The sequence below is a fragment of the Acinetobacter sp. YH12045 genome (assembly GCF_013419925.1).
GTDB classification, from domain to species: Bacteria; Pseudomonadota; Gammaproteobacteria; order Pseudomonadales; family Moraxellaceae; genus Acinetobacter; species Acinetobacter amyesii.
In genome coordinates this window covers 59393-86179 of the sequence record NZ_VOZE01000006.1, presented here as the reverse complement: position 1 = coordinate 86179, position 26787 = coordinate 59393, and the positions used below count along the sequence as shown (strand labels likewise).

At 42.0% G+C, this 26787-nt stretch carries 29 protein-coding genes; 15 read left to right on the top strand and 14 right to left on the bottom strand.

Features of this window, described 5'->3' with window-relative positions:
- Window positions 1–37: 37 nt before the first annotated feature.
- The 3 genes from FTU02_RS09990 to FTU02_RS09980 all read right to left on the bottom strand — a co-directional run bounded on the left by FTU02_RS09990 (window position 38) and on the right by FTU02_RS09980 (window position 1937).
- Entirely contained in the window at window positions 38–487 is a 450-nt protein-coding gene (locus FTU02_RS09990; RefSeq protein WP_180156946.1) for an ammonium transporter, read from the bottom strand.
- Window positions 488–557: 70 nt separating this feature from the next.
- Window positions 558–1559, bottom strand: coding sequence for a hypothetical protein (locus FTU02_RS09985; protein WP_180156943.1), 1002 nt, complete (start codon window positions 1557–1559; stop codon window positions 558–560).
- Between the two features lie 132 nt (window positions 1560–1691).
- Window positions 1692–1937 (bottom strand): SlyX family protein, encoded by a 246-nt coding sequence (locus tag FTU02_RS09980; RefSeq protein WP_078189840.1) that lies wholly within the window; start codon window positions 1935–1937, stop codon window positions 1692–1694.
- A 34-nt stretch (window positions 1938–1971) separates the two neighbouring features.
- Between FTU02_RS09980 and FTU02_RS09975 the strand changes: the two genes are divergently transcribed.
- From FTU02_RS09975 to FTU02_RS09960, 4 genes are all read left to right on the top strand, one after another.
- On the top strand, window positions 1972–3876 hold the full coding sequence (locus tag FTU02_RS09975; protein ID WP_180010180.1) for an ATP-binding cassette domain-containing protein: 1905 nt from the start codon (window positions 1972–1974) through the stop codon (window positions 3874–3876).
- Window positions 3877–4062: 186 nt separating this feature from the next.
- Window positions 4063–4824, top strand: coding sequence for a 3-oxoacyl-ACP reductase (locus tag FTU02_RS09970; RefSeq protein WP_180156941.1), 762 nt, complete (start codon window positions 4063–4065; stop codon window positions 4822–4824).
- Window positions 4825–4911: 87 nt separating this feature from the next.
- A complete protein-coding gene (gene lpxL / locus FTU02_RS09965) occupies window positions 4912–5847 on the top strand; it encodes an LpxL/LpxP family Kdo(2)-lipid IV(A) lauroyl/palmitoleoyl acyltransferase (RefSeq protein ID WP_180156939.1) in 936 nt (311 codons plus the stop codon).
- A gap of 32 nt (window positions 5848–5879) precedes the next feature.
- Window positions 5880–6992 carry a glycosyltransferase family 4 protein gene (locus FTU02_RS09960; RefSeq protein WP_180156938.1) on the top strand — a complete coding sequence of 371 codons (1113 nt, stop codon included), beginning with the start codon at window positions 5880–5882 and terminating at the stop codon, window positions 6990–6992.
- 138 nt (window positions 6993–7130) lie between these two features.
- On the opposite strand, the gene FTU02_RS09955 is transcribed toward FTU02_RS09960, so the two are convergent.
- Together FTU02_RS09955 and FTU02_RS09950 are read right to left on the bottom strand one after the other, a co-directional pair.
- On the bottom strand, window positions 7131–7436 hold the full coding sequence (locus FTU02_RS09955) for a hypothetical protein (RefSeq protein WP_228144755.1): 306 nt from the start codon (window positions 7434–7436) through the stop codon (window positions 7131–7133).
- 370 nt (window positions 7437–7806) lie between these two features.
- Window positions 7807–8934, bottom strand: coding sequence for an endonuclease/exonuclease/phosphatase family protein (locus FTU02_RS09950; protein WP_180062918.1), 1128 nt, complete (start codon window positions 8932–8934; stop codon window positions 7807–7809).
- Window positions 8935–9119: 185 nt separating this feature from the next.
- Here FTU02_RS09950 and asd point away from each other — a divergent pair, with 185 nt between their 5' ends.
- The 5 genes from asd (at window position 9120) to truA (ending at window position 15003) form a co-directional block, all read left to right on the top strand.
- The gene (asd, locus tag FTU02_RS09945; protein ID WP_180005293.1) at window positions 9120–10238 is read left to right on the top strand and encodes an aspartate-semialdehyde dehydrogenase; all 1119 of its coding nucleotides are present in this window, start codon (window positions 9120–9122) and stop codon (window positions 10236–10238) included.
- 143 nt (window positions 10239–10381) lie between these two features.
- A complete protein-coding gene (locus FTU02_RS09940) occupies window positions 10382–11806 on the top strand; it encodes a hypothetical protein (RefSeq protein ID WP_180156936.1) in 1425 nt (474 codons plus the stop codon).
- 75 nt (window positions 11807–11881) lie between these two features.
- Complete coding sequence (locus tag FTU02_RS09935) at window positions 11882–13177, top strand: fimbrial protein FimV (RefSeq protein WP_180156934.1); 1296 nt, start codon at window positions 11882–11884, stop codon at window positions 13175–13177.
- Window positions 13178–13226: 49 nt separating this feature from the next.
- The gene (locus FTU02_RS09930) at window positions 13227–14189 is read left to right on the top strand and encodes an asparaginase domain-containing protein (RefSeq protein ID WP_180055674.1); all 963 of its coding nucleotides are present in this window, start codon (window positions 13227–13229) and stop codon (window positions 14187–14189) included.
- A gap of 16 nt (window positions 14190–14205) precedes the next feature.
- Window positions 14206–15003, top strand: a complete 798-nt coding sequence (gene truA / locus FTU02_RS09925) for a tRNA pseudouridine(38-40) synthase TruA (RefSeq protein WP_078189716.1) — start codon at window positions 14206–14208, stop codon at window positions 15001–15003.
- 129 nt (window positions 15004–15132) lie between these two features.
- Here the strand turns inward: truA and FTU02_RS09920 are convergent, their stop codons facing one another.
- Complete coding sequence (locus FTU02_RS09920; RefSeq protein WP_078189717.1) at window positions 15133–16140, bottom strand: AraC family transcriptional regulator; 1008 nt, start codon at window positions 16138–16140, stop codon at window positions 15133–15135.
- 231 nt (window positions 16141–16371) lie between these two features.
- Here FTU02_RS09920 and infA point away from each other — a divergent pair, with 231 nt between their 5' ends.
- From infA to FTU02_RS09905, 3 genes are all read left to right on the top strand, one after another.
- On the top strand, window positions 16372–16593 hold the full coding sequence (infA, locus tag FTU02_RS09915) for a translation initiation factor IF-1 (protein ID WP_001284370.1): 222 nt from the start codon (window positions 16372–16374) through the stop codon (window positions 16591–16593).
- Window positions 16594–16747: 154 nt separating this feature from the next.
- The gene (locus FTU02_RS09910) at window positions 16748–17122 is read left to right on the top strand and encodes a hypothetical protein (protein WP_180156932.1); all 375 of its coding nucleotides are present in this window, start codon (window positions 16748–16750) and stop codon (window positions 17120–17122) included.
- A 114-nt stretch (window positions 17123–17236) separates the two neighbouring features.
- Window positions 17237–17683, top strand: a complete 447-nt coding sequence (locus FTU02_RS09905; protein ID WP_306669814.1) for a hypothetical protein — start codon at window positions 17237–17239, stop codon at window positions 17681–17683.
- Window positions 17684–17757: 74 nt separating this feature from the next.
- Here the strand turns inward: FTU02_RS09905 and leuB are convergent, their stop codons facing one another.
- The 4 genes from leuB to leuC all read right to left on the bottom strand — a co-directional run bounded on the left by leuB (window position 17758) and on the right by leuC (window position 21675).
- Window positions 17758–18837, bottom strand: coding sequence for a 3-isopropylmalate dehydrogenase (gene leuB / locus FTU02_RS09900; RefSeq protein ID WP_180034960.1), 1080 nt, complete (start codon window positions 18835–18837; stop codon window positions 17758–17760).
- Window positions 18838–18878: 41 nt separating this feature from the next.
- Complete coding sequence (locus FTU02_RS09895) at window positions 18879–19442, bottom strand: hypothetical protein (RefSeq protein WP_180034961.1); 564 nt, start codon at window positions 19440–19442, stop codon at window positions 18879–18881.
- 109 nt (window positions 19443–19551) lie between these two features.
- On the bottom strand, window positions 19552–20202 hold the full coding sequence (gene leuD, locus FTU02_RS09890; protein ID WP_180062913.1) for a 3-isopropylmalate dehydratase small subunit: 651 nt from the start codon (window positions 20200–20202) through the stop codon (window positions 19552–19554).
- Between the two features lie 24 nt (window positions 20203–20226).
- Window positions 20227–21675 (bottom strand): 3-isopropylmalate dehydratase large subunit, encoded by a 1449-nt coding sequence (gene leuC / locus FTU02_RS09885; RefSeq protein ID WP_180156930.1) that lies wholly within the window; start codon window positions 21673–21675, stop codon window positions 20227–20229.
- A 356-nt stretch (window positions 21676–22031) separates the two neighbouring features.
- Between leuC and FTU02_RS09880 the strand changes: the two genes are divergently transcribed.
- Entirely contained in the window at window positions 22032–22268 is a 237-nt protein-coding gene (locus FTU02_RS09880; protein ID WP_078192757.1) for a DUF2061 domain-containing protein, read from the top strand.
- 128 nt (window positions 22269–22396) lie between these two features.
- On the opposite strand, the gene FTU02_RS09875 is transcribed toward FTU02_RS09880, so the two are convergent.
- A complete protein-coding gene (locus FTU02_RS09875) occupies window positions 22397–22606 on the bottom strand; it encodes a hypothetical protein (protein ID WP_111884091.1) in 210 nt (69 codons plus the stop codon).
- A gap of 469 nt (window positions 22607–23075) precedes the next feature.
- Here FTU02_RS09875 and FTU02_RS09870 point away from each other — a divergent pair, with 469 nt between their 5' ends.
- On the top strand, window positions 23076–23939 hold the full coding sequence (locus tag FTU02_RS09870; protein WP_078189725.1) for a LysR family transcriptional regulator: 864 nt from the start codon (window positions 23076–23078) through the stop codon (window positions 23937–23939).
- Between the two features lie 599 nt (window positions 23940–24538).
- On the opposite strand, the gene FTU02_RS09865 is transcribed toward FTU02_RS09870, so the two are convergent.
- From FTU02_RS09865 to FTU02_RS09855, 3 genes are all read right to left on the bottom strand, one after another.
- Window positions 24539–24781: a DUF2789 family protein gene (locus FTU02_RS09865; RefSeq protein ID WP_078189726.1), complete on the bottom strand. Its 243-nt coding sequence runs from the start codon at window positions 24779–24781 to the stop codon at window positions 24539–24541.
- 96 nt (window positions 24782–24877) lie between these two features.
- The gene (locus FTU02_RS09860; protein WP_180034966.1) at window positions 24878–25351 is read right to left on the bottom strand and encodes a DUF2628 domain-containing protein; all 474 of its coding nucleotides are present in this window, start codon (window positions 25349–25351) and stop codon (window positions 24878–24880) included.
- Between the two features lie 91 nt (window positions 25352–25442).
- Window positions 25443–26099, bottom strand: coding sequence for an HAD family phosphatase (locus tag FTU02_RS09855; protein ID WP_180034967.1), 657 nt, complete (start codon window positions 26097–26099; stop codon window positions 25443–25445).
- A gap of 181 nt (window positions 26100–26280) precedes the next feature.
- Between FTU02_RS09855 and FTU02_RS09850 the strand changes: the two genes are divergently transcribed.
- The gene (locus tag FTU02_RS09850) at window positions 26281–26760 is read left to right on the top strand and encodes an RNA pyrophosphohydrolase (protein WP_078192761.1); all 480 of its coding nucleotides are present in this window, start codon (window positions 26281–26283) and stop codon (window positions 26758–26760) included.
- Window positions 26761–26787: the final 27 nt, after the last annotated feature.

Sequence of the window (26787 nt, the reverse complement as noted above, 5' to 3'; positions counted from 1 at the left end):
GTTAACCATCATTCCTGTTTAATAGGTTTTTTAAAATTTAAAGTTCAGCCAATGAATGTAAAAATGCTTTCATATCTTCAAGCTGTGTGGCTCTTAAGTCAGATTCTTCGTTCCAATAGATTCCTACACAGTTTGCCTGCATATCAATAGCATAAATGCCCTTTAATGTAATGGCTAAATCCTTGAACTTGTCATCACCATGTACCAGTTCAAGTTTGTCATCGACCACTAAAGCTCGCATTAAAGGCAAACGCGCATCTGGAATCAGCACACTGTAATACGCCACCATACTGGCACGCTTTTCAGATGCCATTGGAATCTTGGTCCAAGCAGGTGCAGCCACTAAACGTGGGTGCAGCCCCATCTTACGCGCCTTCTCGCGCATAATGCCCAAGGCTTTTTCTCTAGGATTTACTCGAAGTCCAAAAATCGACCCAAGTACAAAGACCACAATAAAAACGGTAACCCAGATTCCAGTATTTTCCATAGCACAACCTTTATATTCCTTTATTAGAGTTGCATAAGCGCAATATAAAACGCAAGTTCACTCGATAAAATTAATTCAGGAACATCTCGTGGCTATATAGCACTTCGTGACCATTCCAATAGATATATCCTTTTTCGATCAACTCTTTAAGTAATAATCGAACGTCAGATTGTGGGAACATTTGCTCCAATAAATCACGTAAGGCGTAGATATCTTTTGGTTTATCTGACTTTAATTCATGCAATTTTCGGATCACTTCCATTTGCACAGGGTCAATTTTATTGAAATTTTTAAATAAGCCTTGCTGTGCAGCCTGAATAATCGACGCCGTATCATCAGTATTTGAGGTTTGTTCTTCGAGTGAAGCAGTAAATGCATTCAGGTCTGTCTTTATCGGCAATGCTGTTTCAGCAGTCGTATTTAAATCTAGCTGCACCCATTGTTTGAGTACTTTTTTTCGAATCGAAATCTGCTCATCAAAGCGTTTGACGATTTTTAGATTGATCAACATACCGACCAAATGCTGAGCTTTTTCGCTAGAGACTTGCAAAATATTCATCAGCGAGTTTTTCAGTTTATCCAAACTGTTTGGCTTGCCACTGAGTTTTTCCAGACCATCACAATAGTGTTTAATCAGTAATAAATCAGGTTTATTCCGAATGGTTTCTAGGTCAGGAATTTTATACTTAACTTTATGTGAAACTTCTTGTTCTGACTGAATTTGAATGAGATGTGCGCTGAGTCCAGAGCCGTCCAATTGTTCTATCAATAAGCCAATATCCGGCATCGCTGAAATCACTTCAATATGCGCATCTGGATCCATCAAGGCCATCAGTTGCCCCACAATCACCGCATATTCAAATTCTTTTTGCGGCGTTTCTGGAATATCCAAAACCACCAATTGACCACTCGCGATCCACCCTGCAATTTCAGTTAAATCTTCAAGTGCATATTCAAATTTTCCACTGCAGCTAAACACATACAAAGTACTGTAATGTTCAATGATATTGCGCAATAGATTTGCTGTGGGCGGGTTATTTTCCAAATCTAGCAGGACAACTTTTTGACTCATGAGATGAAATAATGGGTTTCGATCAGCAGATGCGGTGCATTAGACCTGTCACGCTGCAAAAGGTCAAATAAATTTACACCAATCCACAGCTTTGGCGCTGATTCGTCATCTGCCTGTCATTCAAAATCGACATTAATAATGCGGTGGGCGGTTGGTCATCGGGTCAAATGCCGCGATGCCTTCAGATAAATCTGCCGATTCAATACGACGATACAACATCTGCATTTGTTTCTTTAAATCAGCGATTTCGGCGTTTTGACGCGCAACTTGATCATTCAGTTGGTCAACTAAATCATCTAAAAATGCAATTCGGACTTGCAAATCTTCAATGGGTGCGGAAAATGACGCCTGTTCATCAAGATTTTGTTGTGTAGTCAATTTACACTCCTCATATAAGATTTCAGGAAACATTATGGCCTATATTACTTTAAGGGACGTCCAGCTTGCATTTGGCGGACCTTCCCTACTCGACGGCGCGAACTTCAGTTTAGAACGTGGCGAGCGAGTGTGTCTAATCGGTCGTAATGGTGAAGGTAAGTCTACTTTACTTAAACTGATTGAGGGAACTTTATTGCCAGACGGCGGTGAAGTTTCATTACAAAATGGCATTACGATTTCAATGCTTGCGCAAGATGTACCCATGGATTCGGGCAAAGTTGCTGATATTGTTGCCGATGGTGCAGGTGAAGCTGCTACTGTACTGCGTGCTTATCATGAAGCCAGCGAAGCCTGCGTACTCGGCGATATGGACGCCTGTGAGCGCATGGGTAACTTACAACATCAGATGGATCAAATGGATGGCTGGTCACTTGAAACCAAAGTGAATGCTATCCTCAGTAAAATGGGCCTAGACCCAGAAGCTGACCTTGCAGATTTGTCTGGTGGTCGTAAGCGTCGTGTTTTATTGGCACGTGCTCTCTTGACGCAGCCCGACGTATTACTACTCGACGAACCGACCAACCATTTGGACGTTGAAAGTATTGAATGGCTCGAAAAATTCCTGCTTGATCAAAACAACTTAACCCTGTTGTTTATTTCGCATGACCGTTCATTTGTCGACAGCATCGCAACCCGTATTGTGGAACTTGACCGCGGCATTTTGCGTAGCTATGAAGGTAACTATTCACGTTACCTCGAACTCAAAGCTCAGCAAATGGAAGCGGAAGAAAAGCAAAATGCGCTATTCGATAAAAAACTCGCTGAAGAAGAAGTATGGATTCGTCAGGGCATTAAAGCGCGTCGTACCCGTAACGAAGGTCGTGTTCGTGCCTTAAAAGCATTGCGTGAAGAGTCTAAAGCGCGCCGTTCACAACAAGGCAAAGTGAGCATGGCAACGCAAGATGCGCAGCGCTCAGGTAAAGTGGTCTTTGAAATTGAAAACTTAGCTGTGCAATTTGGCAACAGCGCGCCAATCATCAAAGATTTCTCGGCACTGGTATTACGTGGTGACCGTATCGGCTTAGTCGGTGACAACGGTGTGGGTAAAACCACTCTTATCAAAGCTATTTTGGGTGAGCAAGAACATACTGGTACAGTAAAAACAGGTACACAGCTTGAAGTTGCTTACTTTGATCAGCTTCGAAATGCACTTGATCTTGAAAAATCAGTGAAAGATAACGTTTCTGAAGGCTCAGACCATGTCGATGTAAACGGTAGCCGTCGTCACATCTACAGTTATTTACAAGACTTTTTATTCTCTCCAGAACGCGCACGTACACCAGTTAAAGCACTGTCTGGGGGTGAGCGTAACCGTATTCTGTTGGCGAAACTGCTACTGAAACCATCGAACCTTATCGTGATGGACGAACCGACCAACGACTTGGATATGGTAACTCTTGAACTGTTGGAAGAAATGCTCAGCGCTTACAAAGGCACACTGTTACTGATTTCGCATGACCGTGCCTTTATGGACAACGTGGTGACGTCGACTTGGGTATTTGATGGTAAAGGTAAAATCGATGAATACATCGGCGGTTACCAAGACTATTTGGAACAGCGTCCTGACCAAACTGTCGTGGATCAAAAAAGCGATGTGAAAAAAGCCATGGCTAAAGCCGAAGCAGCGGCTGCCGCTGCGGTGCCTAAAAAAGTCAAGCTCAGCTATAAAGACCAACGTGCCCTAGAACAACTGCCGACTGAAATTGAAGCATTGGAACAAGAGCAAGCTGAATTGTCTGAAAAATTAGCTGACGGTTCTTGGTTTATGACTGACGCTAATGCTGCGACCAAAGCATCACAGCGTCTAGCTGAAATTGATGACGAAATGCTGGAAAAAATGGAACGTCTAGATGAGCTAGAAACACTTGCTAAAGGCTAAGTCCACAAAGATTCCATACAGAAAAAGCCGTATTTCGATACGGCTTTTTTTATGTCATATGACTCGACTGGATGGCTAACCTAAATGACGCTGTTTTAAATTGGAGCATACAGCGTTTGTAAAGACGATTCCGCTAATGTGAAAAGCTTGCTATGGTGACGTTCAACATAAGATTGAGTCACGAGCATGCAAATTTCAGATCAAATTGTCTTGGTTACAGGGGGCGCACGTGGCCTCGGTTTGGCAATTAGCCAAACGTTAATTGCTGAAGGCGCACGCGTGGTCGTGAACTATCTATCCAGTCAAACTGCAGCAGAACAATTGACTACCGAATTTCCTCAGCAAGTGTTTGCCTATCAAGCAGATGTCACTGATAAAGCTCAAGTAGAACAGCTTTTTGCCGCAGCAAGAGCACATTTTGGTGCCTCAATCACCTCTGTCGTGAATAATGCCCTCATCCATTTTCAATTTAATGGCGATGCCCGTCCTAAAATTGAAGAACTGACTGCACAGCACTTACAGCAACAATTTGATGGAGCAGTCGTCGCTGCACTCAACACCACTCAAGCGGCGCTTCCCAAGATGAAAGCACAGGGTTTTGGTCGCATTGTGAATATTGGTACCAACCTGGTACAAAACCCTGTCGTGCCTTACCACGACTACACTGCAGCAAAGGCAGCGCTGTTGGCCTTCACCCGCACAGCGGCGCATGAACTGGGTGAGTTTGGGATTAACGTCAATATGCTTTCTGGTGGCTTATTACAAAGCACCGATGCCAGTAAAGCGACACCCGATGCCGTGTTTGATTTAATCGCGGCATCGACACCTTTACGCACAGTGACCACGCCTGAAGAATTTGCTGCGGCCATCATGATGTTCTTGTCCCCTTACTCACGTGCGGTCACCGGGCAGAATTTGATTGTCGATGGCGGTTTAGTCAAAGGTTAAGTCTGATGCAGCATGAGGTTGAACTTTCTCTTTCAATTCAGCTTCATGCTAAACTGAACCCTATTTTTTAATCTTTGATTTAGCCCTATGAGTCAAAAGCCAACATATCAACCCGGAAAATTCCAATGGTCTTTCTTACTTCCTCAGTATTGGGGAATTTGGATAGGGATTGTATTTCTTATGATTTTGGCGATTCTTCCGTGGGCAATTCAGTATCGACTTGGGCAATTCCTCGGTTCTGTCGCATTTAATAATCTCAAATCACGTCGTAAAACCACGATTCGCAACTTGGAAGTTTGCTTTCCTGAATGGACGGCAGAACAGGTTGAAGCCAATGCAAGACAGGTTTTTATCGACCAAATGATTGGCATTTTTGAAACTTTAAATGCATGGTACAGTCCGCAGTGGTTCAAAAATCGGGTGCAAATTGAAGGCTTAGAACATATTCAAAATGCACAAGCTGAAGGCAAAGGTATTTTACTCCTCGGCACACATTCTACCCTGCTCGATGCTGGTGGCTATTTATGCGCACAGTTCTTTGAGCCGGATGTGGTTTATCGTCCGCAAAATAATCCGCTGTTGGATATGTTGATTGTGCGTTGCCGTGCCACCATCTATGCCAACCAAATCGACCATGATGATATGCGTGGCTTGATTCGCAATCTGAAAAATGGCCATGCCATTTGGTACAGTCCCGATCAGGACTTTGGTTTAAAACAAGGGGTCATGGCACCATTTTTTGGTACTCCCGCAGCCACTGTTACTGCGCATCGTCGCTTATTAAAAATTGCTAAAGCCGTGGCGATCCCATTGTATTTTTATCGAGATGGCGACATCAGCAACCCTCAATATCATGTGCTGATTGAACCTGCTTTAGACAATTTTCCGAGTGAAGATGAAGTTTCGGATGCTGTTCGAACCAATAAAATTATTGAAAATCAGCTGCGAATCGCACCGACACAATACATGTGGTTCCATCGCCGCTTTAAAACCCGCCCACAAGGCTATGACAAAATCTATTGAGTTCAACTCAGCACATAAAAAAGAGAAATGCTATGAAAGTGATGCAGCTTTTACCTGAATTGAACAGTGGTGGTGTCGAGCGAGGAACCTTAGAAATAGCTCGTGCTTTAGTGACCGCCGGTCATGAGTCCTTAGTGGTTTCAAATGGTGGCCGCATGGTAACTCAATTGGAAGCTGAAGGTTCAACTCACCTCACGCTCGCAATCCATAAAAAAGCCTTATCAAGCTTATGGCAAATTCGTCCTCTACGTAAACTGATTGAGCAACATCAACCAGACATCGTGCATGTGCGCTCACGTGTCCCTGCGTGGCTCACGCATTTTGCCCTCAAAGGGATTCCTGCAAACAAGCGACCTTACCTGATTTCAACTGTACATGGTTTTTATTCGATTAATCGCTATAGTCAAATCATGACGCAGGCTGAAAAAGTCATTGCGGTCTCGGATAGTGTTGTCAAATACATCACGGACAACTACAAAAACTGTCCTACCAAGGACATTGTGCGTATTTATCGTGGCATTGACCCCGCTGCTTTTCCACATGGTTATCAACCCTCAGCACAGTGGCTCAATCAAACCCTAAAAGATTTCCCTGAACTAGAAAATAAGCGTCTGATTTGCTTACCAGGCCGTATCACCCGTTTGAAAGGTCATGAAACCCTGATCCATTTAATGGAACAGCTACAAACACAGTATCCCGACGTACATGCGGTGGTGGTCGGTGGTGCAGATCCGAAAAAAGCGGCTTATTTACAAGAAATGCAAGACAGTATTGCGGCTAAAGGGCTGAGTGATCGGATTACTTTTGTCGGTCATCGTTCAGATATCCGTGAATGGTTAGCTTTTAGCGATTTGGTTTTATCTTTGTCGAGCCAAGCGGAAACCTTTGGACGGACTGTACTCGAAGCACTGTCTGTAGGTACACCTGTGATCGGTTGGAACCGTGGTGGCGTAGCTGAAATTTTATCGAATGTCTATCCGCAAGGTTTAGTCACTGTCGATGATGAAACCCAATTACTCGAAACCTTAAAGTTGCATTTAGACCAACCACAGCAGGTACAGCCTATCAGTATGTTTAGTTTAAAAGAGATGTGTGATCAGACTTTGGAGTTGTATACGCAAGTGGTCTCTCAGCATTCAGCTTGATTGACTACACGCCATTGATCCTTATTGCTCAGGATGAAGCTCGGGAAATATTTTTAATTCGGCAACTCGATTATCATCTAGAAAGGATATTGTGAAATGCACAATATCCTTTTTTATTATGAATGACTCAATGGTGATTCAACCCTTCCATACACGGTATCGGGCCATCAACCAAAGGATCAGCGGCAACAACATGACATTTAGAATATGTTTCAAACTTTGCCCTATACGCCAAAAGCCTCTATCTAAAATATCATGGCGTGCATTAAACAATTCCAATCCCACTGCGACGACCACAACCGTCCAAATCGCATAAGGTGATTTCAATTGGCGGTGATGGCAAAAGGCCACAAAAAAGAACAGTATTAAGCCAAGGTAAATGGAAAGTGCATCGGTGGATAAGTGTGTAATCTGCAATATTTTTTGGTGCCATTCGGACAGCATAGAACGTCTCATACCTATATTTTTATTGGAAATTCATCGTTTTTTTCTTGGCACACTGTATAAAGAAATTGATCAAAAGAAAAGCAAAAAATCTATATCACAAAAGCAAAACCCGAGTTCTGCATCCTGCAAAACTCGGGTCTATGAGGTTGTGCTTTCACAAGTATTCTTTTTATTTTTTATTGGCTTTCCTTTCCTGCATCCGTTCCGTGATGCTTCCATCGGCTTCGTCTTCCTTAGTGGGATGTTCCTTTCCCAGTTCCATGTGCCGATGAACAAAGAATAAGTCAATACACTTGACCTGACCATTCGTCAGAAGCCGAAAGCTGTGTAAGCTATTTCTTACACTTTTCTCTTAAATCAAACAAAATCAAGGTGCCTTCGTACCATCCTTATAATCATGGGCGATTTCATCAGTCACAATCTTCTCCTCTTTCTCAGCTTTTTCTATACCCTCCTGAATTGCCTCTTGCGCTTCTTGTTCATCTTCATCTGTTTGCTCTAATTCTTCTTGGATTTGCTCAAATACCCTGCCTGTTTGCAGCACCACATAGACTGGAAAATGGTCTGAACCTATATTGGGCAAGCGTTCCATGTGTACCAATGCAAAATCTGTACTATGAAAAATATGGTCGAGCGACCAACGCAGCAGTGGATAATTGGCATGAAAGGTATTTACGAAATGCCGTCCAACACGTGGGTCTAAAAGCCCACTGATTCGTTGAAAGAGTCGTGTAGTACGTGACCATGCCACATCATTCAGGTCCCCCATAACGATGCAACTTTCATCTAAATCTTTAATCTGATCGCCCACAATCAGCAATTCTGCATCGCGTAAAGTTGAATCTTTGGCTTCTGTTGGACTTGGCGGTTTGGGATGTAAACAATACAGTTGAACCTGATTTCCTGATGCTAAGGTGACTCGGGTATGGATCGAAGGAATTTCATCACTGAGAATAAATTTGACTTCAGTTTCACTAAGTTCTAACTTGCTATACAAATGCATCCCATACAAATTATCTAAAGGTACGGGTACGCGATAAGGATAATCAGCTTCAATCACTGCCAATTCATTTTGCCAAGTTTGATCGGTTTCTAGCGTGAGTACTAAGTCAGGTTGATGCTTTTGTATTTGTGCCAATAATAAGTGATATTGAGTATTCGGCGTAAGTACATTTGAGACAATGATTGAAATTTGTTTCTGTTTATCTAACTGGTCTGATCGAACTTTTTTGACTTGTTTTTTCCAAATAAAGGTATAAGGCAAAACCATTTTTAATTGATATGCCAGGGCAGCAATCAACCCAATTAAAATGATTTCACGCGCCAAGTCCCATTCAGCATTCCATAAAATTAAGCCTATGAAGGCAAATATGCCCAAAGCCAAGATTTGCAGACGCGGAAAATCTGCACCACGAAACCACCATTCATCTCGTGGTATGAGTGACCAAAATGTCAACCAAATGACGAAGCCAGCCAGTATTTCAATCCAAATCATTACGCCTCCCTTATATTCTTTATTTTTTATTGATTCATAAATTTATATCAGTTTTGCATGTAACATAAACAAGATATATTGCACAATATTATTGGTGTTTTCATTATGTAGCGCTTGCAGTTATGCGCCCTTTTGGTACACTCGAACCCCCTTTTTATTTTTTTAACGCACCGAGGCAAAGTGACATGAAAGTAGGTCTGGTCGGTTGGCGCGGGATGGTTGGTTCCGTCCTTATGCAACGTATGGTTGAAGAAAACGATTTCGCTCATTTCGAACCGTTTTACTTTTCTACCAGTAATGCAGGTGGTGAAGCCCCTGCGTTTGGTGGTAAGACTGCCCCAGCACTTATGGATGCAACGGACATTGATAGTCTGAAGCAAATGGATGTCATTATCACCTGCCAAGGTGGCGATTATACGACTGAAGTTTTCCCTAAGCTTAAAGCTGAAAACTGGAATGGTTACTGGATCGATGCTGCATCGACTTTACGTATGGACGATGAAGCAATCATCGTACTTGACCCAGTAAACATGAATGTAATCAAAGACGGCTTAGTAAAAGGTACAAAAACATTCGTGGGCGGTAACTGTACCGTTTCATTAATGTTAATGGGTTTAGGCGGTCTATTCCAAAATAATTTAGTGGAATGGGCAACCTCAATGACTTATCAAGCAGCATCTGGTGCAGGCGCGCAAAACATGCGTGAACTGATTTCAGGTATGGGCTACTTGTACAACAATACCAAAGACTTGCTGGATGACCCACGTTCACCAATTTTAGATATCGATTCTAAAATTGCACAGTTACAACGTGGCGAAGGTTTCCCATCTGCAAACTTCGGTGTACCTTTAGCGGGTTCTCTCATTCCTTATATCGACAAACAGCTTGAAAGCGGTCAGTCGAAAGAAGAGTGGAAAGGTCAAGTTGAAACCAACAAGATCTTAGGCAACCAGCAAATCGTTCCAATCGATGGCCACTGTGTCCGTATCGGTGCGATGCGTTGTCACTCACAAGCATTGACTTTAAAACTTCGTAAAGATGTTCCACTAGATGAAATCGAAGATATCATCGCAAGTGCCAACGATTGGTCTAAAGTGGTTCCAAATACCCGTGAAGCGTCAATGACTGATTTGACTCCTGTTGCTGTAACAGGCACCTTGTCTGTTCCAGTTGGTCGTCTCCGTAAGCTCAACATGGGTAAAGAATACCTAGGTGCATTCACTGTAGGTGACCAATTGCTTTGGGGTGCTGCTGAACCTTTACGTCGTATGCTAAGAATTCTCATTGATTATAAAAATGCTTAAGCATTTTTAAGTCTCTGAACAGGAAGCCGATCACAATTGATCGGCTTTTTTATGTAACTGTCGTGTAAATATTTTACAATTCTTTGACAACTCGCTAATCTATAATTTTCGCCATGCGACATATATTCGAGCTAAAGATTAAGATGACCGTATATAACAAATTAAAGATCGCCATTTTAGCCGTTATTGCATCTCAAAACATTCAAGCGATCAGCATTGATCCTGTACAAGTCCAGTCAGCACCCGGGGAATTGCTGTACGCTGAGATTCATTTTCGCCACTCAAACACATCTGTGCCGCTCAATGCAAGTTTAGCCACGGCAGAGGATTTGTTGAGTATGGGTACAGGGCATCAACCACCGGGACATTTAAACTTCTTTACGCGTCGTGATGGTGCAGGCAACGGGGTAATTACCATTACCTCTTCGCGTCCAGTAACCGATGCAGAACTTAATTTTATTGTTAATATTAAAGAAGGGAATGCTTCACGCCTGCAACAAATTCGTACCCCATTAAAACGCAATCCAGCGCCGTCAAATGCGACTCAAACCCGTGCCAATGAGCGTGCTTTAACACCTGTCGTGATTGTAAATGAAAAAGAAATTGCCTTAAATTTACCTGTCAGCACACTGTATACCGCAAAAGCACCCGTAGCTGCAGAACAACCCTTATTACTCAGTACCAAAGCACCTCCACAGTTAGCAACGTCAACGCCTGTTGCGATTGAACCTGTCACGCATGTACAAAATTATAGTGTTACGCCTGCGGAGCAAAATAGCGCAAGTACTTCATCAGGTTCTGAAACATCAATTTCGAAAGTTACAAAAACCAATTCGACCGGCTCTGTCAGTTCAGAAATGCAAGCCACACAAACTGCAACAGCATCAACTGCAAGATCTCAAGACCCATTGGCACAAAAATTTGCTGCGGAGCAGGCAGCACAAAAACGTGAAAATCCAACAACGACAACTCAAACAGCATCTACACCAAAACCAACAAGTACTGCAGCTGCATCAACAGCAACACCTGCGGCAAAATATGTGGTTCGCTCAAATGAAAGCCTTTGGGGGATTGCCTCACGTATTGCGACAGAACAAAACCGCCCTGTCTCTGAAGTCATGCAACAGATTAAAAACAGCAACGAACATGCATTCATTCAGGGCGACGTAAACCGTCTGCGCCGTGGTGCGGCATTAAATCTGCATGGTATGCAGCAAGCAAAACAGCCTGTAAAAGTCTCTGCGGCAGAACTTGCCAAAGTGCCTTCGAAGCAGTCAGGCAAAACCAAATACCGTTTGAATCAAGCTGAAATGAGTCTGGTTGCAGAGAAAGCGCAAGATTCGGCACAATCTTCTGCCAACAGTGCGGCAGAAAAGAATAAAACTTCGAAAGAGTTGTCATTAAAAGTTATGACATCTCGTGAAAAAACCGTTAAATTACAGAGAAACGTAACTCAATTAGAATTGGCGCTAAATCAAAAGGATCACAGAATTCAATTATTAAATGCTCGTCTTGCTCAACTGCAACAACAGTTGAAAGCTCAACAAGCAGATAAAAGAAGCCAATAAACTAAAACGTTACCAATCAAGATTTTATAGGGATGAGTGCAACTTTATATCGCTCTATCTCCAAGGGGTTAAAACATGCTGATTTATGTGATTCCATTAGTGATCTTAGTGATCGTATTGGTTTTTTTAAACAAACGCCAAAAAGATCAAGAATCAGATAAAGCCAAACCGACATCCACTAAAACCAAGAAAACGGGTGTTTCGGCCAAAGCGACTCCGAAGAAAACTCAAGTGGTTGAAAGCAGTTTCATTGAAAAAAAATCAATGACGCCATTAACGACCGATGCTCGTGGCAAAATTGAAAAATTAATTGCGGAACGTAATTTCTTTTCTGCTGAAGCGCAAATCAATCAATCATTAAAACGTGATAACTCACAACATGAGTTGTATCTATATCTCTTAGATATTCACATTTTACAAAAAGACGAATTTGCCATCAGCCAATTGCTGAGCCATATTCGTTCACTTGAACTCGATGAAATTTTAGAACAAGCTGAAGCAAAAAAAGTAGAGTTTGAAAATTCACATGTTGATGAAGAGATTGCGATTCATCATTCTTCTACATCATCAACTCCTAAAATTACAAACAATACGTCAGATTTTGATGCGCTCATGAATTCAGCGCCAACTAAATCAATCTCTGAAGAACAAAAGCCTCTAGAATTTAATTTCACAACTGAAACGCCTGCAAAAGCAGACATTTCTACCCCAGTTGAAAGTGCGCCTGCTGAAAAAATACAGCCGCTTGAATTTGACACGCTGTCAATTTCACCAGAACCTGCACTTGAAGCAACACCGAAAACCGAAGAGATTGCTCAGCCATCTCCTGCCGTTGAAGAAATCAAACCGATTGATTTTGCAATGGACTTTACCCCAAGCACTGAAGCTGCGGTTGAAACAAAAACAGAAACTGTAGAAGAAAAAATCGAGCCTTTAGATTTTTCATTTACAACAGAAACATCGGTTGTAGAACAAAACAAAGTTGAAGCTCCAACCTTAAACTTTGACTTAGGTGCTTTTGAAACAGCAAAAACCGAAGACGCGGTTGTCGCTCCTGCAACAGAGTTTAACTTAGAGTCTACGCCTGAAGTTAAACCTGCAGCCCCTGCTTCAAGTGGTGTGAGTTTTGACATTAGCAGTTTAGGAACACCGTCAACCCCATCTGCTACAGACCAAAACGATCCATTGGTTCAATCTTTCCCTGAACTGGTTGAAGTCAATGAAATTGAATTGAATCTTGAATTGGCAGCGCAATACATCAAACTAGGTGCTTATGACGCTGCACGTGAAATTTTGACTGAAAAAGAGGCTGAGTTTTCTTCAGCTCAACGTCAACAAGCAGATCAGTTACTGAATCAAATCGCATCTTAAACAAAAGCGATTTAAACTAAAGCAGTCTTTCAAGGCTGCTTTTTTTATGATGAAAAAAATTGCTCTTATTTATATGGGTGGTACCTTCGGTTGTATCGGTGAACCGTTAAGCCCTATGCCAGCGAATGCGTTTTTACCTAAATTACAGCATGTGCTGCCACTACACCTAAACATTGAATGTTTTGTTGCACCTGTCATTCGTGACAGTAGTGCTTGTACTGCACCCGACTGGCTGGCACTGATCCAACAAATTCAAAGTTTACAATTACAACAATTTCAGCATTTCGTAATTATTCATGGCACAGACACGCTTAGCTATGCCAGCGCAGTACTTGCACACTTTATGGCACAGTCTGCTCATATCGTGCTTACAGGCAGCCAATATCCGCTGTTTAATGTGGCTGGTGACAACACCCGTGAATTTACCGATGCCATCGACAATTTAAATTTTGCATTGGAATCGGTACATCAATCGAGTGTTGGGGTTTATTTGGCCTTTCATCATCAACTGATGCATGCTCAATCCGCACTAAAAGTACATACAACCGATCTGAAAGCCTTTGATGGGCTGCCAGCCACACAGCCACTTTCAACGCTTACATCGCCATATATTGTTCAAGCCAATGATTTAGACAAAGCGGCTCATTTCAATTGCCTGAATTGGATGTTGCAACCGATTGCAACCAAGCTACACAGTCAAAATTTAGCGGCTCTACTTACACACACTCCAGACGTTTTAATTCTGCAAGGTTTTGGCACAGGCAACATTGCCGTTGATGCTGAATTACTCAATATATTGAAGGCTATACAACAAAAAAATTGCAAAATTATTTTAAGTACACAGGTTGTTCATGGCGGTATAGATCAGCGCTATGCTGTCAGTGACTGGGTCAAAGATAGTGGAATATTACTGAGCAATTGTTTGGGTCATGCAGATCTTTATGCCAAATGTTTGAAAATGTATTTACAATACGGCAGTGCCGCAGACTGGACTGCGCATTGGAACGATTAAGTCATTTGAGGTAACTATGCAACGTTTTGCGATTGGGATTGAGTTTTGTGGCATGCAATACAAGGGCTGGCAAACTCAGCAACCGGGCGTACCAAGCGTGCAAGAAACCATTGAAACCGTCCTCAGCAAAGTGGCCAATGAGCCAATCATGTTGCACGGCGCTGGCCGAACAGATGCCGGCGTCCATGCAACCAATATGGTGGCACATTTCGATACTCAGGCGATTCGTCCCATTCGTGGATGGTTAATGGGCAGCAATAGCCAATTACCCCGTGATATTTCCATCCAATGGATTAAGGAAATGGATCAGGACTTCCATGCCCGCTTTAAGGCGCAAGCGCGTCGATATCGCTATGTGGTCTATAACAATCCACAGCGCCCAGCTTTACTGCACAAACAAGTGACTCATGTTTATGCCAAGCTAGATGTGCTGAAAATGCAACGTGCCGCGGCCAAATTTGAAGGCACTCATAATTTCGAAAGCTTCCGTGCCGCAGCGTGTCAGTCCAATCAGCCCGTTCGTCATGTCAGTCATTGTCGCTTGATCCAACACGGATGTTACTTGGTCCTAGATATTCAGGCCGATGGTTTTTTACATCACATGGTGCGTAACATCATGGGCTGTTTATTGGAAATTGGGCAAGGTATGTATGACGTTGACCATATTGACGACATTTTTGCGGCTGAAGACCGAAAAGCAGCTGGTGTCACCGCACCGCCCGATGGGCTGTATTTTATCCATGCAGACTATCCAGCACAGTTTGAACTTCCTCAAGTTCCGCTGGGACCTCATTGGTTAAATATGCCTGAATAAAAAATTCCTCCCAACCTCCCTTTCACATAGGGATGAGTGTCATTTTCGCCATTGCTAGGTTCTAAAAATGAAAGTACCCCTTTCAAAGGAGGGATTCTGTTTAGGGAAGGATTTTATCGAAGATCAACCTTAACGCTGCTTCCGCTTACGGTATTCCACAGGCGTTTCATTGGTCCAGCGTTTAAATGCGCGATAGAACGTACTTGGCTCAGAAAAACCCGTTAAGTAAACAATGCGCTCCACACTTTCATTGGTATTGGCCAATAATTTTTTAGCCAAACGACAGCGATAGTCTGACAAAATTTGCTGAAAACTGGTATTGGCTTCTGACAACTGAGTCCGTAAACGACGTGGGGTAATGTTGAGCTGTGCAGCGACCGTTTCGAGTGTGGTTTCACCACTTTCAAGCGTTGAACCAATAGCACGGCGAACTTCACCAACCAAATCATAACGCGCCAACTCCTGAAGTTTTTCAATCGCTAACTGCTCATGCAATTGTAATAACTCAGGTTCTGCCTGCCACAATTGATACTCTAAAATAGCCGGATCAAAATACAATCGGGTTTCTTTTTGCCCTAAGCTCACAGGGCATTCATAAACACGGAAATACTCATCATCTGGCGCGCCCTGACTAAAGTTAAAGTCGATATAAATCGGCTGAAAACGCCCTTCAGTAATAAACTTAAAGAAACGCAAAACACCGGACATCGCGCATTCAGAAAAATGACGATTCACGATATTTTCTGCCCAAGGCTGATGACCATTGGTCAAATAGCAGCGGTCATCTTCTATCACCAATTGCGCATGAAAGGCATCGCTGATTAAGCGTTGATACGCCAAAGCCCGCTTTAAACCTTCACCAAAATTCTCAGATGATATAAATAAGTGTTCAATCACCTGCCCTCGATATAAAGGCAAATGCTCTCCCAGATGCAAACCAATGTCAGGATCCTTACTGACTTCTTCTGCAGCCACCCAGAATGCAAATTGCGCATTCAATGGGGTACGGTCATTGGTTTCAACCTGATTTAATGCCACACCCGCTTTTGTTAAAATTTCTTCTGTTGGCAATCCGGCACGACGAATCGCTTGATACCCTAAACGCAACACAACAGATGCATCAGTTAGCTGACCCACTCCAGAACCTTCCTTGTATGTACTTCATTTATACCTAAAAAGATTGATTTTAGATTAACTGCGATTGACCAAACTGACAACAGTTACTGCACATTTTTTGTTGAAAATATTTAACTGAATTGTTCGCTTATTTTACTGACAGTCGATCAGTTCAAAGCCTTTTACGGCTTGTATTCTGAAAAAAAATTGACTATAATTTGCGCCTTGCTAATTTATTCATTCAGGTAGGCTATGGCCAATAAAGAGGAACTCATCGAGTTCGAAGGCGTTGTCACCGAGACGCTTCCTAATACTATGTTCCGTGTACGTTTAGAAAACGGTCATGAAGTGATTGCTCACATCTCTGGCAAAATGCGTAAACACTATATCCGTATTTTGACTGGCGACAGTGTTAAAGTAGAAATGACACCTTATGATTTGACTAAGGGTCGTATCACTTACCGTGCGCGCTAAGTTTTAGCGAAGCGAAAAAGCCACTTTATAAGTGGCTTTTTTTTGTATCTATTTCAATGCAATGATAAAAATTGACTGCAAATTTGCTTTCCTTTACAGTCTAAAAACATAAAAATTCGATTATAAAATTCAAAATATAAGGACATAAAATCATATGAAACATCTAGGATTAGTCGGAGCTATCTTTTGTGGGGCTTGCGCCACGACAGGCCAAAAGCAACTCAATCAATCCCTACAACACTATATTGGGCAGCCAGCTGATCAAGTTCGTAAAGAGCTCAACTTGAGTCAATTGGGCTATAAAGTGATGGGAGCACCCGTACAAAGCAATGAAAAACTCAGCTATACCATTTTACGCTCGATGCCAATCCCGATTGGTACACCAAATATCGGCACCAGTATAGCCATGGGCGCCCCTATCCCAACGCCGTCTAAAGGTGGTGTCACTGTCGATATGGAATGTAAAATCGAGTTCAAATTACGCAATCAAATAGTTGAATCCATTGACTATGTTGGCAGAGCTTGTTGATCCTGAATGAGAATCCTAGAGGCTAATCTTGCTCAGCTGACCGTGTATCAAATGACTACAGTGTTATACAGACCGATCTGACTAAACTGAATTTATTTCGTGAGAAACTGACCCATGAAATTTATTTTAGAACATCAGGTTTACAAAGATCAGCGTTTTATTCGCCCAATATTGAGCATGGGATGCGTTCTAAGCATTGTATGCTTGGCTGGCTGTAGCACGACATCAACGATATCCTCCGTTGAACGTGAACGCTATTTAACCTCATTTATTGGTCAATCGAGCCAAACGATTCAAGCAGAACTTAATCTCAGCAAACTCGGCTATCAAAGAACCTCTCCCGTAGAGGTCAGTTCTGACTACCTCCGTTATCGTGTCGCACGCCCGATCAGTATTCCTTTACCGATGGCTGAAAATCCCGCAATGGGCATGGGCAGCGGCGCTGCTGTGCCGATTCCCAGTGGAAATACACGCTATGAGGTTGAGTTAAACTGCCTTATTCAATTTCGCTTAAAGCATAATATTGCAACTGATGTCCGATTAACTGGTCGCACCTGTTAGCGCATCAATTCTAGGATTGATAATTTCTAGGCACAAAAAAACGCAGCATAAACGCTGCGTTTTTTGATTCGCCATTAGTTCAATGCAGAAACTACAGCTTGACCCATTTCTACAGTACCGACTTGAGTACTGCCTTCTGACATGATGTCACCTGTACGTAAGCCTTGATCTAAGACATTACCTACAGCATCTTCAATTGCTTTTGCCGCCGCTTCTTCACGGAAGGTATAGCGCAGCATCATAGCAACAGACAGAATTGTTGCTAATGGGTTCGCAATGTTTTGACCTGCGATGTCTGGTGCTGAACCGTGGCAAGGTTCATACATACCTTTACCATTTTCATCTAAAGAAGCCGATGGCAACATGCCGATAGAACCGGTTAACATCGCCGCTTCATCAGACAAGATATCGCCGAACAAGTTACCAGTCACGATCACATCAAACTGTTTTGGCGCACGGACCAATTGCATTGCAGCATTGTCAACGTACATATGAGACAAGTTAATTTCAGGATACTGCTCTTCTTTTAACGCAGTTACGGTTTGTTTCCAAAGCTCAGTCACTTCTAGCACGTTGGCTTTATCCACTGAACACACTTTACCACCGCGTAAGTTCGCCATTTCAAAAGCAACTTTGGCAATACGCTTGATTTCAGATTCAGCATATACGTCAGTATTGAAACCTTGTTTTTCGCCGTTTTCGAGTTCACGAATACCACGTGGTTGACCGAAATAGATCCCGCCAGTTAACTCACGTACGATCAAAATATCCAAACCTGCTACGATTTCAGGTTTTAAGCTCGACGCATCTGCAAGCTGCGGATAAAGAATTGCTGGACGTAAATTGGCAAATAAATTTAAGTCTGAACGAATTTTTAATAGGCCACGTTCTGGACGAATTGAACGCTCAATGGTATCCCACTTAGGACCACCCACTGCACCCAATAAAATCGCATCAGCAGTCTTCGCTTGTGCTGCTGTTACATCTGGATAAGGTGAACCGTGCGCATCGATCGCTGCACCACCTAAAAGACCTTGTTCCCAAGTCAAACCTAAGTTGAATTTCTCGTTTACACGTGTCAGCACTTGTTCAGCCGCTTTCACGATTTCAGGACCAATACCATCACCTGGTAAAATCAAAATATGTTTTGACATGAGTCTTTCCATTTATACGCTGGCTTGATTACCAGTCAGATTTAAAGTTTCTTTTCTACAAACTCACCAAGTCCTGTGAGGACATTGTACGGTCGGCAGAAACGTCGAATCGTTTTTGCACCTTGCTTTAAGTCTACACAGAGCGGATCAGGCGCAGATTTATCTAGTAAACTGCCTCTGTTTTTTGAACGCTCACGGTACATTTTAAAGGTGTACTCGTGTTTGGACCTAAAGTTGTGAATGACATGCAAGCGCTCTGCTTTTTCCTGAGAAATTGGATAATAGCGAATCACGACTTCATGCTGACCTGTGGGTACAGACAAATACAAAGGATTAGGCTCAGACAATGAACGACCATTTAACCGTACAATACCTGCTTTAATCGCAGCACGTTGTACATGTTGATTATTTGGATCAACCACCTGTATTTGATCAAAACGCTCAAATTCACAGTGCGCTGTACCTGCACAGTAAATCAAAGCATTATTTTTTGTACTTTCAGTTTCCTTCACATTTTTAATGCGTGCCGTGTCAAAGCTTTGACAGGCAGAGAGCGTTGCAAACAGCGCTCCCGTTACAACCAGCTGACCGAAGAACTTTTTCATTTTTCGAACCCAACCTGATAAATTCTGGCTAACGTATAAATTTTGTTTCGCCTGATATTAACAAGACTTAAGCCGACTGACTACTAAGAAGTTCTACAGTGACACTGACTTAAGCTTTAATGTCTGCAAATACCCAAGGGCGAGATGCTTTGGTTTTTTCTTCATAAGCACGGATATCATCGGCTGCTTGTAAAGTTAAACCGATATCATCCAAGCCATTCAATAAGCAGTGTTTACGGAATGGATCGACTTCAAATGTAAATGCTTCACCACTCGGTGTACGCACTTCTTGCGCAGCCAAATCAATGGTTAATTGATAGCCTTCAGATGCAGCACATTCTTTAAACAACTGATCGACGATCTCTTCAGACAAGATCACTGGCAACATGCCATTTTTAAAGCTGTTATTAAAGAAAATGTCCGCATAGCTTGGTGCAATGACAGTACGGAAACCATATTCTTCTAATGCCCAAGGCGCATGCTCACGGCTCGAACCACAACCAAAGTTTGCACGAGAGATCAAAATCGACGCACCTTGATAACGTGGTTTATTCAATTCGAAATCTGGGTTAATTGGACGTTTTGAAATGTCCTGACCTAAATAGCCTTCATCCAAATAGCGCAACTCATCAAATAAGTTGGCACCAAAGCCAGTACGCTTAATAGATTTCAAAAACTGTTTTGGAATAATTAAATCTGTATCCACATTGGCACGGTCTAATGGTGCAACGATACCTTGTTCAACGGTATATTTTTTCATGCGATTTGCTCCTATTAGCCCTGATTAGAAGGTACGAACGTCAACGAAGTGACCAGCGATTGCCGCAGCTGCTGCCATTGCTGGACTCACCAAATGCGTGCGACCACCATTGCCTTGACGACCTTCAAAGTTACGGTTAGACGTCGATGCACAGTGCTCACCTGGTTGCAATTTGTCGGCATTCATTGCCAAACACATTGAGCAACCCGGCTCACGCCATTCAAAGCCTGCTTCAATTAAGATTTTATCTAAGCCTTCTGCTTCTGCTTGTGCTTTGACTAAACCTGAACCCGGTACCACCATGGCTTGCTTAATCGATGCCGCCACTTTTTTGCCTTTGACCACTTCAGCCGCTGCACGAATATCTTCGATGCGTGAGTTGGTACATGAACCAATAAATACACGGTCTAATTGAATATCAGCCAATGCCTGACCCGCTTCTAAGCCCATGTAGTTGTATGCACGTGTCCAGTCATTACGCTGTACATCATCTTTGGCTTGTTCTAAAGTTGGCACTGCTTGAGATACAGGAATCACCATCTCAGGAGAAGTCCCCCAAGACACTTGTGGCTCAATCTCTTCACCTTGCAACACCACAACAGTATCAAAATGCGCGCCTTCATCAGACACTAAAGTCTTCCAATATTCTACTGCAGCATCCCACTGTTCGCCCTTCGGTGCATATGGACGGTCTTTTACATAGGCAATGGTTTTGTCATCGACAGCCACCATACCAACACGCGCACCGCCTTCGATTGCCATGTTGCATACGGTCATACGACCTTCAATCGACATATCGCGGAACACTTGACCACCAAATTCAATTGCGTGACCTGTACCGCCTGCAGTACCAATTTTACCGATAATCGCTAAAACCACGTCTTTAGGAGTTACGCCTTTACCCAAGTGACCGTCAACACGCACCAACATGTTCTTCATTTTCTTTTGAACTAAGCATTGAGTCGCCAACACATGTTCAACTTCAGATGTGCCGATACCATGAGCCAAGCAACCAAATGCACCATGCGTTGCAGTATGTGAGTCACCACACACCACGGTCATACCCGGCAACGTTAAACCTTGTTCAGGCCCAACTACATGTGCAATACCTTGACGCACATCATTGATGTCAAACTGGGCAACATTAAAAGTTTTACAGTTGTCATCTAAAGTTTGCACTTGGATACGTGAGGTATCATCTTCAATACCCGCAATACCTTCAGCACGCTCCTTAGTAGAAGTAGGTACGTTATGGTCTGGCGTTGCAACGTTAGCGCTTAAACGCCATGGTTTACGACCTGCAAGTTGTAGCCCTTCAAAGGCTTGTGGAGAAGTCACTTCATGCAATAAATGACGGTCGATATACAATAATGAAGAGCCATCATCTCGTTGTTTTACTAGATGGTCATCCCACAATTTGTCATACAAGGTTTTTTTTGTTTGGGTTTCCGCTTTTTGGGTTTCGCCTGCCATGTCGATTTGCTCCACTGGACTGGGTAAATTCTTTCGTTAAATCGATTATAACCACGTATTCACATAAATCTAATTTATCATTTTTATTAGTTTAAAAACTTATAGGAATGATATTTAACTGCTGATTTCCGCTGCATTTTAAAGACCATTAATGCGTTTAAAACACGCTCACTTCAATACTTTCAGTAGATGAAACTTTAGAATTTTCTCCGACTTTTTGTTCACTTTCTGCCATTTTTAGGCAGTGATTTAGAAATTCAATGACCATAAATTGAATTTTCTCTTTTACATTGCAAATAAGAATCATTATTATTAACTCATTGCCAAGATTTATCAATTTAACAAGGAGCATTCTCATGGCACACATTAACAAGTTCGTCGAAAATAATCAGCGCATGTTCAAAAAAACCTTGAGCTATTACATCATGCATATCACGGTTGCGATGTTGGTTGGTTATTACGTGACAGGCAGTATTGCAATGGCTATTACCTTAAGTTTACTTGAACCAACTGTTCAAGCGGTTGCCTTTTTCTTCCACGAAAAAGCATGGGAAAAGAAAGATAAAGCTGTAGAGGAAAATATCCCCGCTTAATCCAACCCTGCTCCTTGTAAAAAAACCACCATCACGGTGGTTTTTTAATGACCTTAAAACGTTCTTTTACTCTATCCACTTTAACTTTTTATCGATTTCATCCTATAGATTCAAATGTAGACAGCTCATCAAAGCTTGGTTTTTTGCTGTAAGGCCAGCTGTTCATGCGCCTCAACCAATTGTTCTATCGCAAGAATCAGTTTATTTTTTGCCGCATTACACTCAGCAGCTGCACGGTTTTCGTCGTCTTCATCATCTGCGATTTCATATATCGCACAGCGCTTTTCGACTGTCCCTTCAAAAATATCCAATAAATTTTTAATGTGTTTAATATCCATCGCCTTCTCCCTGTGAGATAAAACATAGCTAAAAGATGCTGCCCTGACTGTACCTGTTGCTATAATTATTCACTGAAAAGTATGTTCTCCAAGCCATCAAAACTTGAACTCATTTTTTGTTCTAGTTTAAAGCTGAGTTAAAAAGAAAAGCCATCTCTCCTCTTTAATTCAAACGGTTAAAAATACTTTTCAGCCCTATATTTTTTATATTATGCATAACTGTGGTTTCTGTTTAAAAAACAACTTTGTAACAGCGCATTTGAGCTGAAAACGTCACAGCTCAATCTCGAATCATGCAACAATCAAGCACTCGAATAACGCTATAGAACTCGGAAAATCCCCTCAGATTTAACGCGTAGTATGGCTTGAACGCCTAGTTTTAAATCAAAAGATACAACTTTTCCTTTGATTTATTCTTAAAATATTATAACAATGAGACTGCGCATAAAAATTCTTTATAGGAATGAAGATGAATCTCGCAGCCTTTGAAGCCTTTGTAAAAGTTATGGAAACTGGTTCGATCTCCTTGGCAGCAGATCAGCTCTTCATTACGCAACCTGCTGTGACCAAGCGTATTCACAGTTTAGAAGAATACTTCGGTGTCAAACTTTTTGAATCAGCGGGTCGTGGTGTTCAAGCGACGCATGCAGCAAACTCTCTCTTGCCAAAAGTGAAAAGCTGGCTGAATGAATTGGGCGATATTCACCATACGCTCAGCCATGAGCAAGGTCAGGTTCAAGGTAAACTGAAAATTGGTACCAGTCATCATATCGGCTTACACCATTTACCAGCGCATTTGCGTCAATATGTGCAACAGTTTCCGGAAGTAACCTTAGATGTACACTTTGTTGATTCTGAACAGGCCCATGAGCAAGTTTTGGCTGGCGACTTAGAATTGGCATTTTTAACTTTACCGCCACAAGGTGACAGCCGTTTAAAATACATCACGACATGGAATGATCCACTGGTATTCGTGGTTGCACCTTTCCATCCTTTGGCGCAAGTTGAACATTTGACCTTAGAAGATTTGATCCAATACCCAAGTCTTTTACCTGCGGCGCAAACCTATACCAGTCAAATTACCTTGGCTGAGTTTGAAAAGTATGGACTCAAGCCCAAAGTCACCATGAGCAATAACTCACTTGAGTCGATTCGCATGTTGGTTTCCATTGGTCTCGGTTGGTCAGTTCTTCCTAAAACCTTATTGAACCAAGATTTAAAACAATTGAATTTACCTTCAAACATGAATCGTCAATTGGGCATGGTATGGCACCCAGGCCGTACTCAGTCACTTGCTGCACAAAAGCTGGTTGAATTGATGAAACACATCTAATCGAATTTTTTTGCCTACAATATTTAATCGTTAAAAAAACCACCGCTATGGTGGCTTTTTATATTCATCTGTTTAAGCATCTAGAAAAAGCGAATGATTTGATTAGCCAAGTGTTGAACAGTCCTTGTTGAATAGTCATCATAGACAATGCAGTGACCTTCAAATCTGCCATCAATATTTGTAGCTTTGCTCAAGGTCAGCAATAGATGCTCTTACTTATTATGAAAGTTCAACCTCTTTTCACTGATGTTATACAGTAACATCAGAAGTGCAATTTGATTCAAATATAAGAACGATACGCGGCAAGGTCATCCGCAAGTGTTTGAGATAGGACTACTTCTCATCAAAAATGTTTTTGCGATACTTTGAATAATTAGACGGTAGTGAACGAGTTTTGCGGATGACAATGGTTTTGGGTACTTTTGCCGAAGGCCAATCAATTTATTCAATTCCTAGATGTAAGACTTCGTTGAATAGATTTAAAAATCATTTTAAAAACACGAAATAACTTTTACGTACGTAACATCAGTTTTTCAGTAAAAATGGGATCACCTATTTCAGCCGATCCCATTAAAAAAACCAAGGAAGACCTGTCGGTTTTATTTCGTCAATGAATCTTCATGTAATGATTCATTCAATTGATCGACAATAATCGCCCACTCACCATCTGACTTAATTTTTTCGGCCAAGAACTGGCGCTGAGCATCTGTCCAATAATCTGCTTCGGTAATTTTAGTTTGGGCACTGAGTTGATGCGTCACGATAAATAAAGCAATCGCGTCTTCACTCGAATCTAAACCCAGTTGTTCAAATAGATGAGTCATGCGTGGACGTACACTCATTGTCATTCTCCCTGTTAAAACTTATTGTTTATGGATACAAAATTATTCTGTTTTAAGGATATAACATGGAATGAACACGCACTCAATTACAGAATTCTATAGCGGTGAAAATTGAATAAAAGGCAAACTGAGCATAATCATCACGACAGATTGAATAAATACCAACAATAAAGGTAGCCCCCAGTTCACTCCCCCTTCTTCAGCAAACACCTGTTCACTATATTTCGGCTGCTGCATATAGGCTTTGGTCTTTTGCACAGCAAAATCGCTATAAAGCCGCTTTCCGATCCCAGCGAGTATGAGGTTAGGAATCAATGACAGCCCCATCAAGACTTGTTCAGGCACACCGATGATGAGTGCCAACATGCTAATCAAAAAACCAACCGCAAAGAATAAGAAGAAATAGCGGTACATCTTTCGATAGAGTAACCAATAGGGTCCAAAAATTAGCCCTGCCCAACTCAGACCATTGTTCTGTCCAACTTGTTGTTCAATGAACTTTAAATAAGATTGAGCACGTGGCCCAATAAAGATTTGAATTAAATGTTTAAAAGAAGCTTCTGTCTGCATACGGAGCGATAGTTCAAATAAGTGAGTCGAGGGTTAATCAAAAGAACATCAAATAAAAAAGCATCTCAAGATGCTTTTTTCCTGTTCATCTTTAGGCTTGAATTGACCAGTCTTGAATGTCCCAACCTTGTTCTTTTGCTAGGACCTCTAAACGATCATCTGGATTGACTGCAATTGCATGATCCGCATATTCCAATAAGAATCGATCATTGATTGAATCTGAATAGGCCCAGGACTCTGTCACATCACGACCTTCTAACCATTGATTCAAACGGACTAATTTGCCCTTTTGATAGCACGGAGTATTAATTACTTTACCTGTATATTTCCCATTCACAACTTCGGCATTGGTCGCAATGATTTCAGTAATGCCGAATTCACGAAAAATCGGTGCGGTAATAAAATCAGACGTTGCGGTGATCCCGACCAATTGATGCCCTGCATCTTGATGGCGCTGAATGGCAGCATAGCCCTCTGGACGCATTTGCGCACGAATAACTTTTTTCATAAACAACTGATGTAACTCAGTTAAGTAGGCATTGTCATGTTGGGTTAAAAACTCAAATACAAATTCGTTATAGGCAATCGGGTCAAGCTGGCCTTTTTTATAATCATCATAAAATTTGTCATTCATGGCACGATGACGAATTGGATCAACCAAGCCTTCATTGACCAAAAACTCCCCCCAAGAATGGTCTGAGTCGGTATTTAATAAGGTGTGATCAAGGTCAAACAGTGCCAATTTCATGAAAATACTCGTAAAAGCTGAAATTTAAGAAAAAAATTGTAAATCTATCTCCGCTAGTCGATAGAAATTCGTTAAGATCATAACAATTTTAACATTTTTACACTTTGCTTTTTCGAGATGGACACAGAAATAAACGTCCCCGTGAGCAAAGTCATAAATTACACAATATTTAGGTAGCCAAATGATCGATTCAGAAGGTTTCCGACCCAACGTCGGGATCATTTTGGCAAACGACATTGGACAAGTTTTATGGGCAAAGCGCATTGGTCACAATGCCTGGCAATTTCCACAAGGAGGTATCCAACATGGAGAAACCCCCGAACAGGCACTTTACCGTGAGCTGAGAGAAGAAGTTGGCTTACTGCCCGAACACGTCCAGGTGATAGCACAAACCCAAGGGTGGTTGCGCTATCGTTTGCCACATCGGTATATACGTACCGATTCAGCCCCCGTTTGTATTGGTCAAAAGCAAAAGTGGTTTTTATTGAAACTGACAGCTTCAGCACAGCATATTCAGCTTGATTTGTCAGATCCACCTGAGTTTGATCAATGGCAATGGGTCAGCTATTGGTACCCACTAGGACAAGTGGTGAATTTTAAACGCGATGTATATCGTAAAGCCATGGTGGAACTTTGCAGTCAGCTTCCACAAAAGCCGTAAAAATTTGCTGAATGGATGCAGATTTTT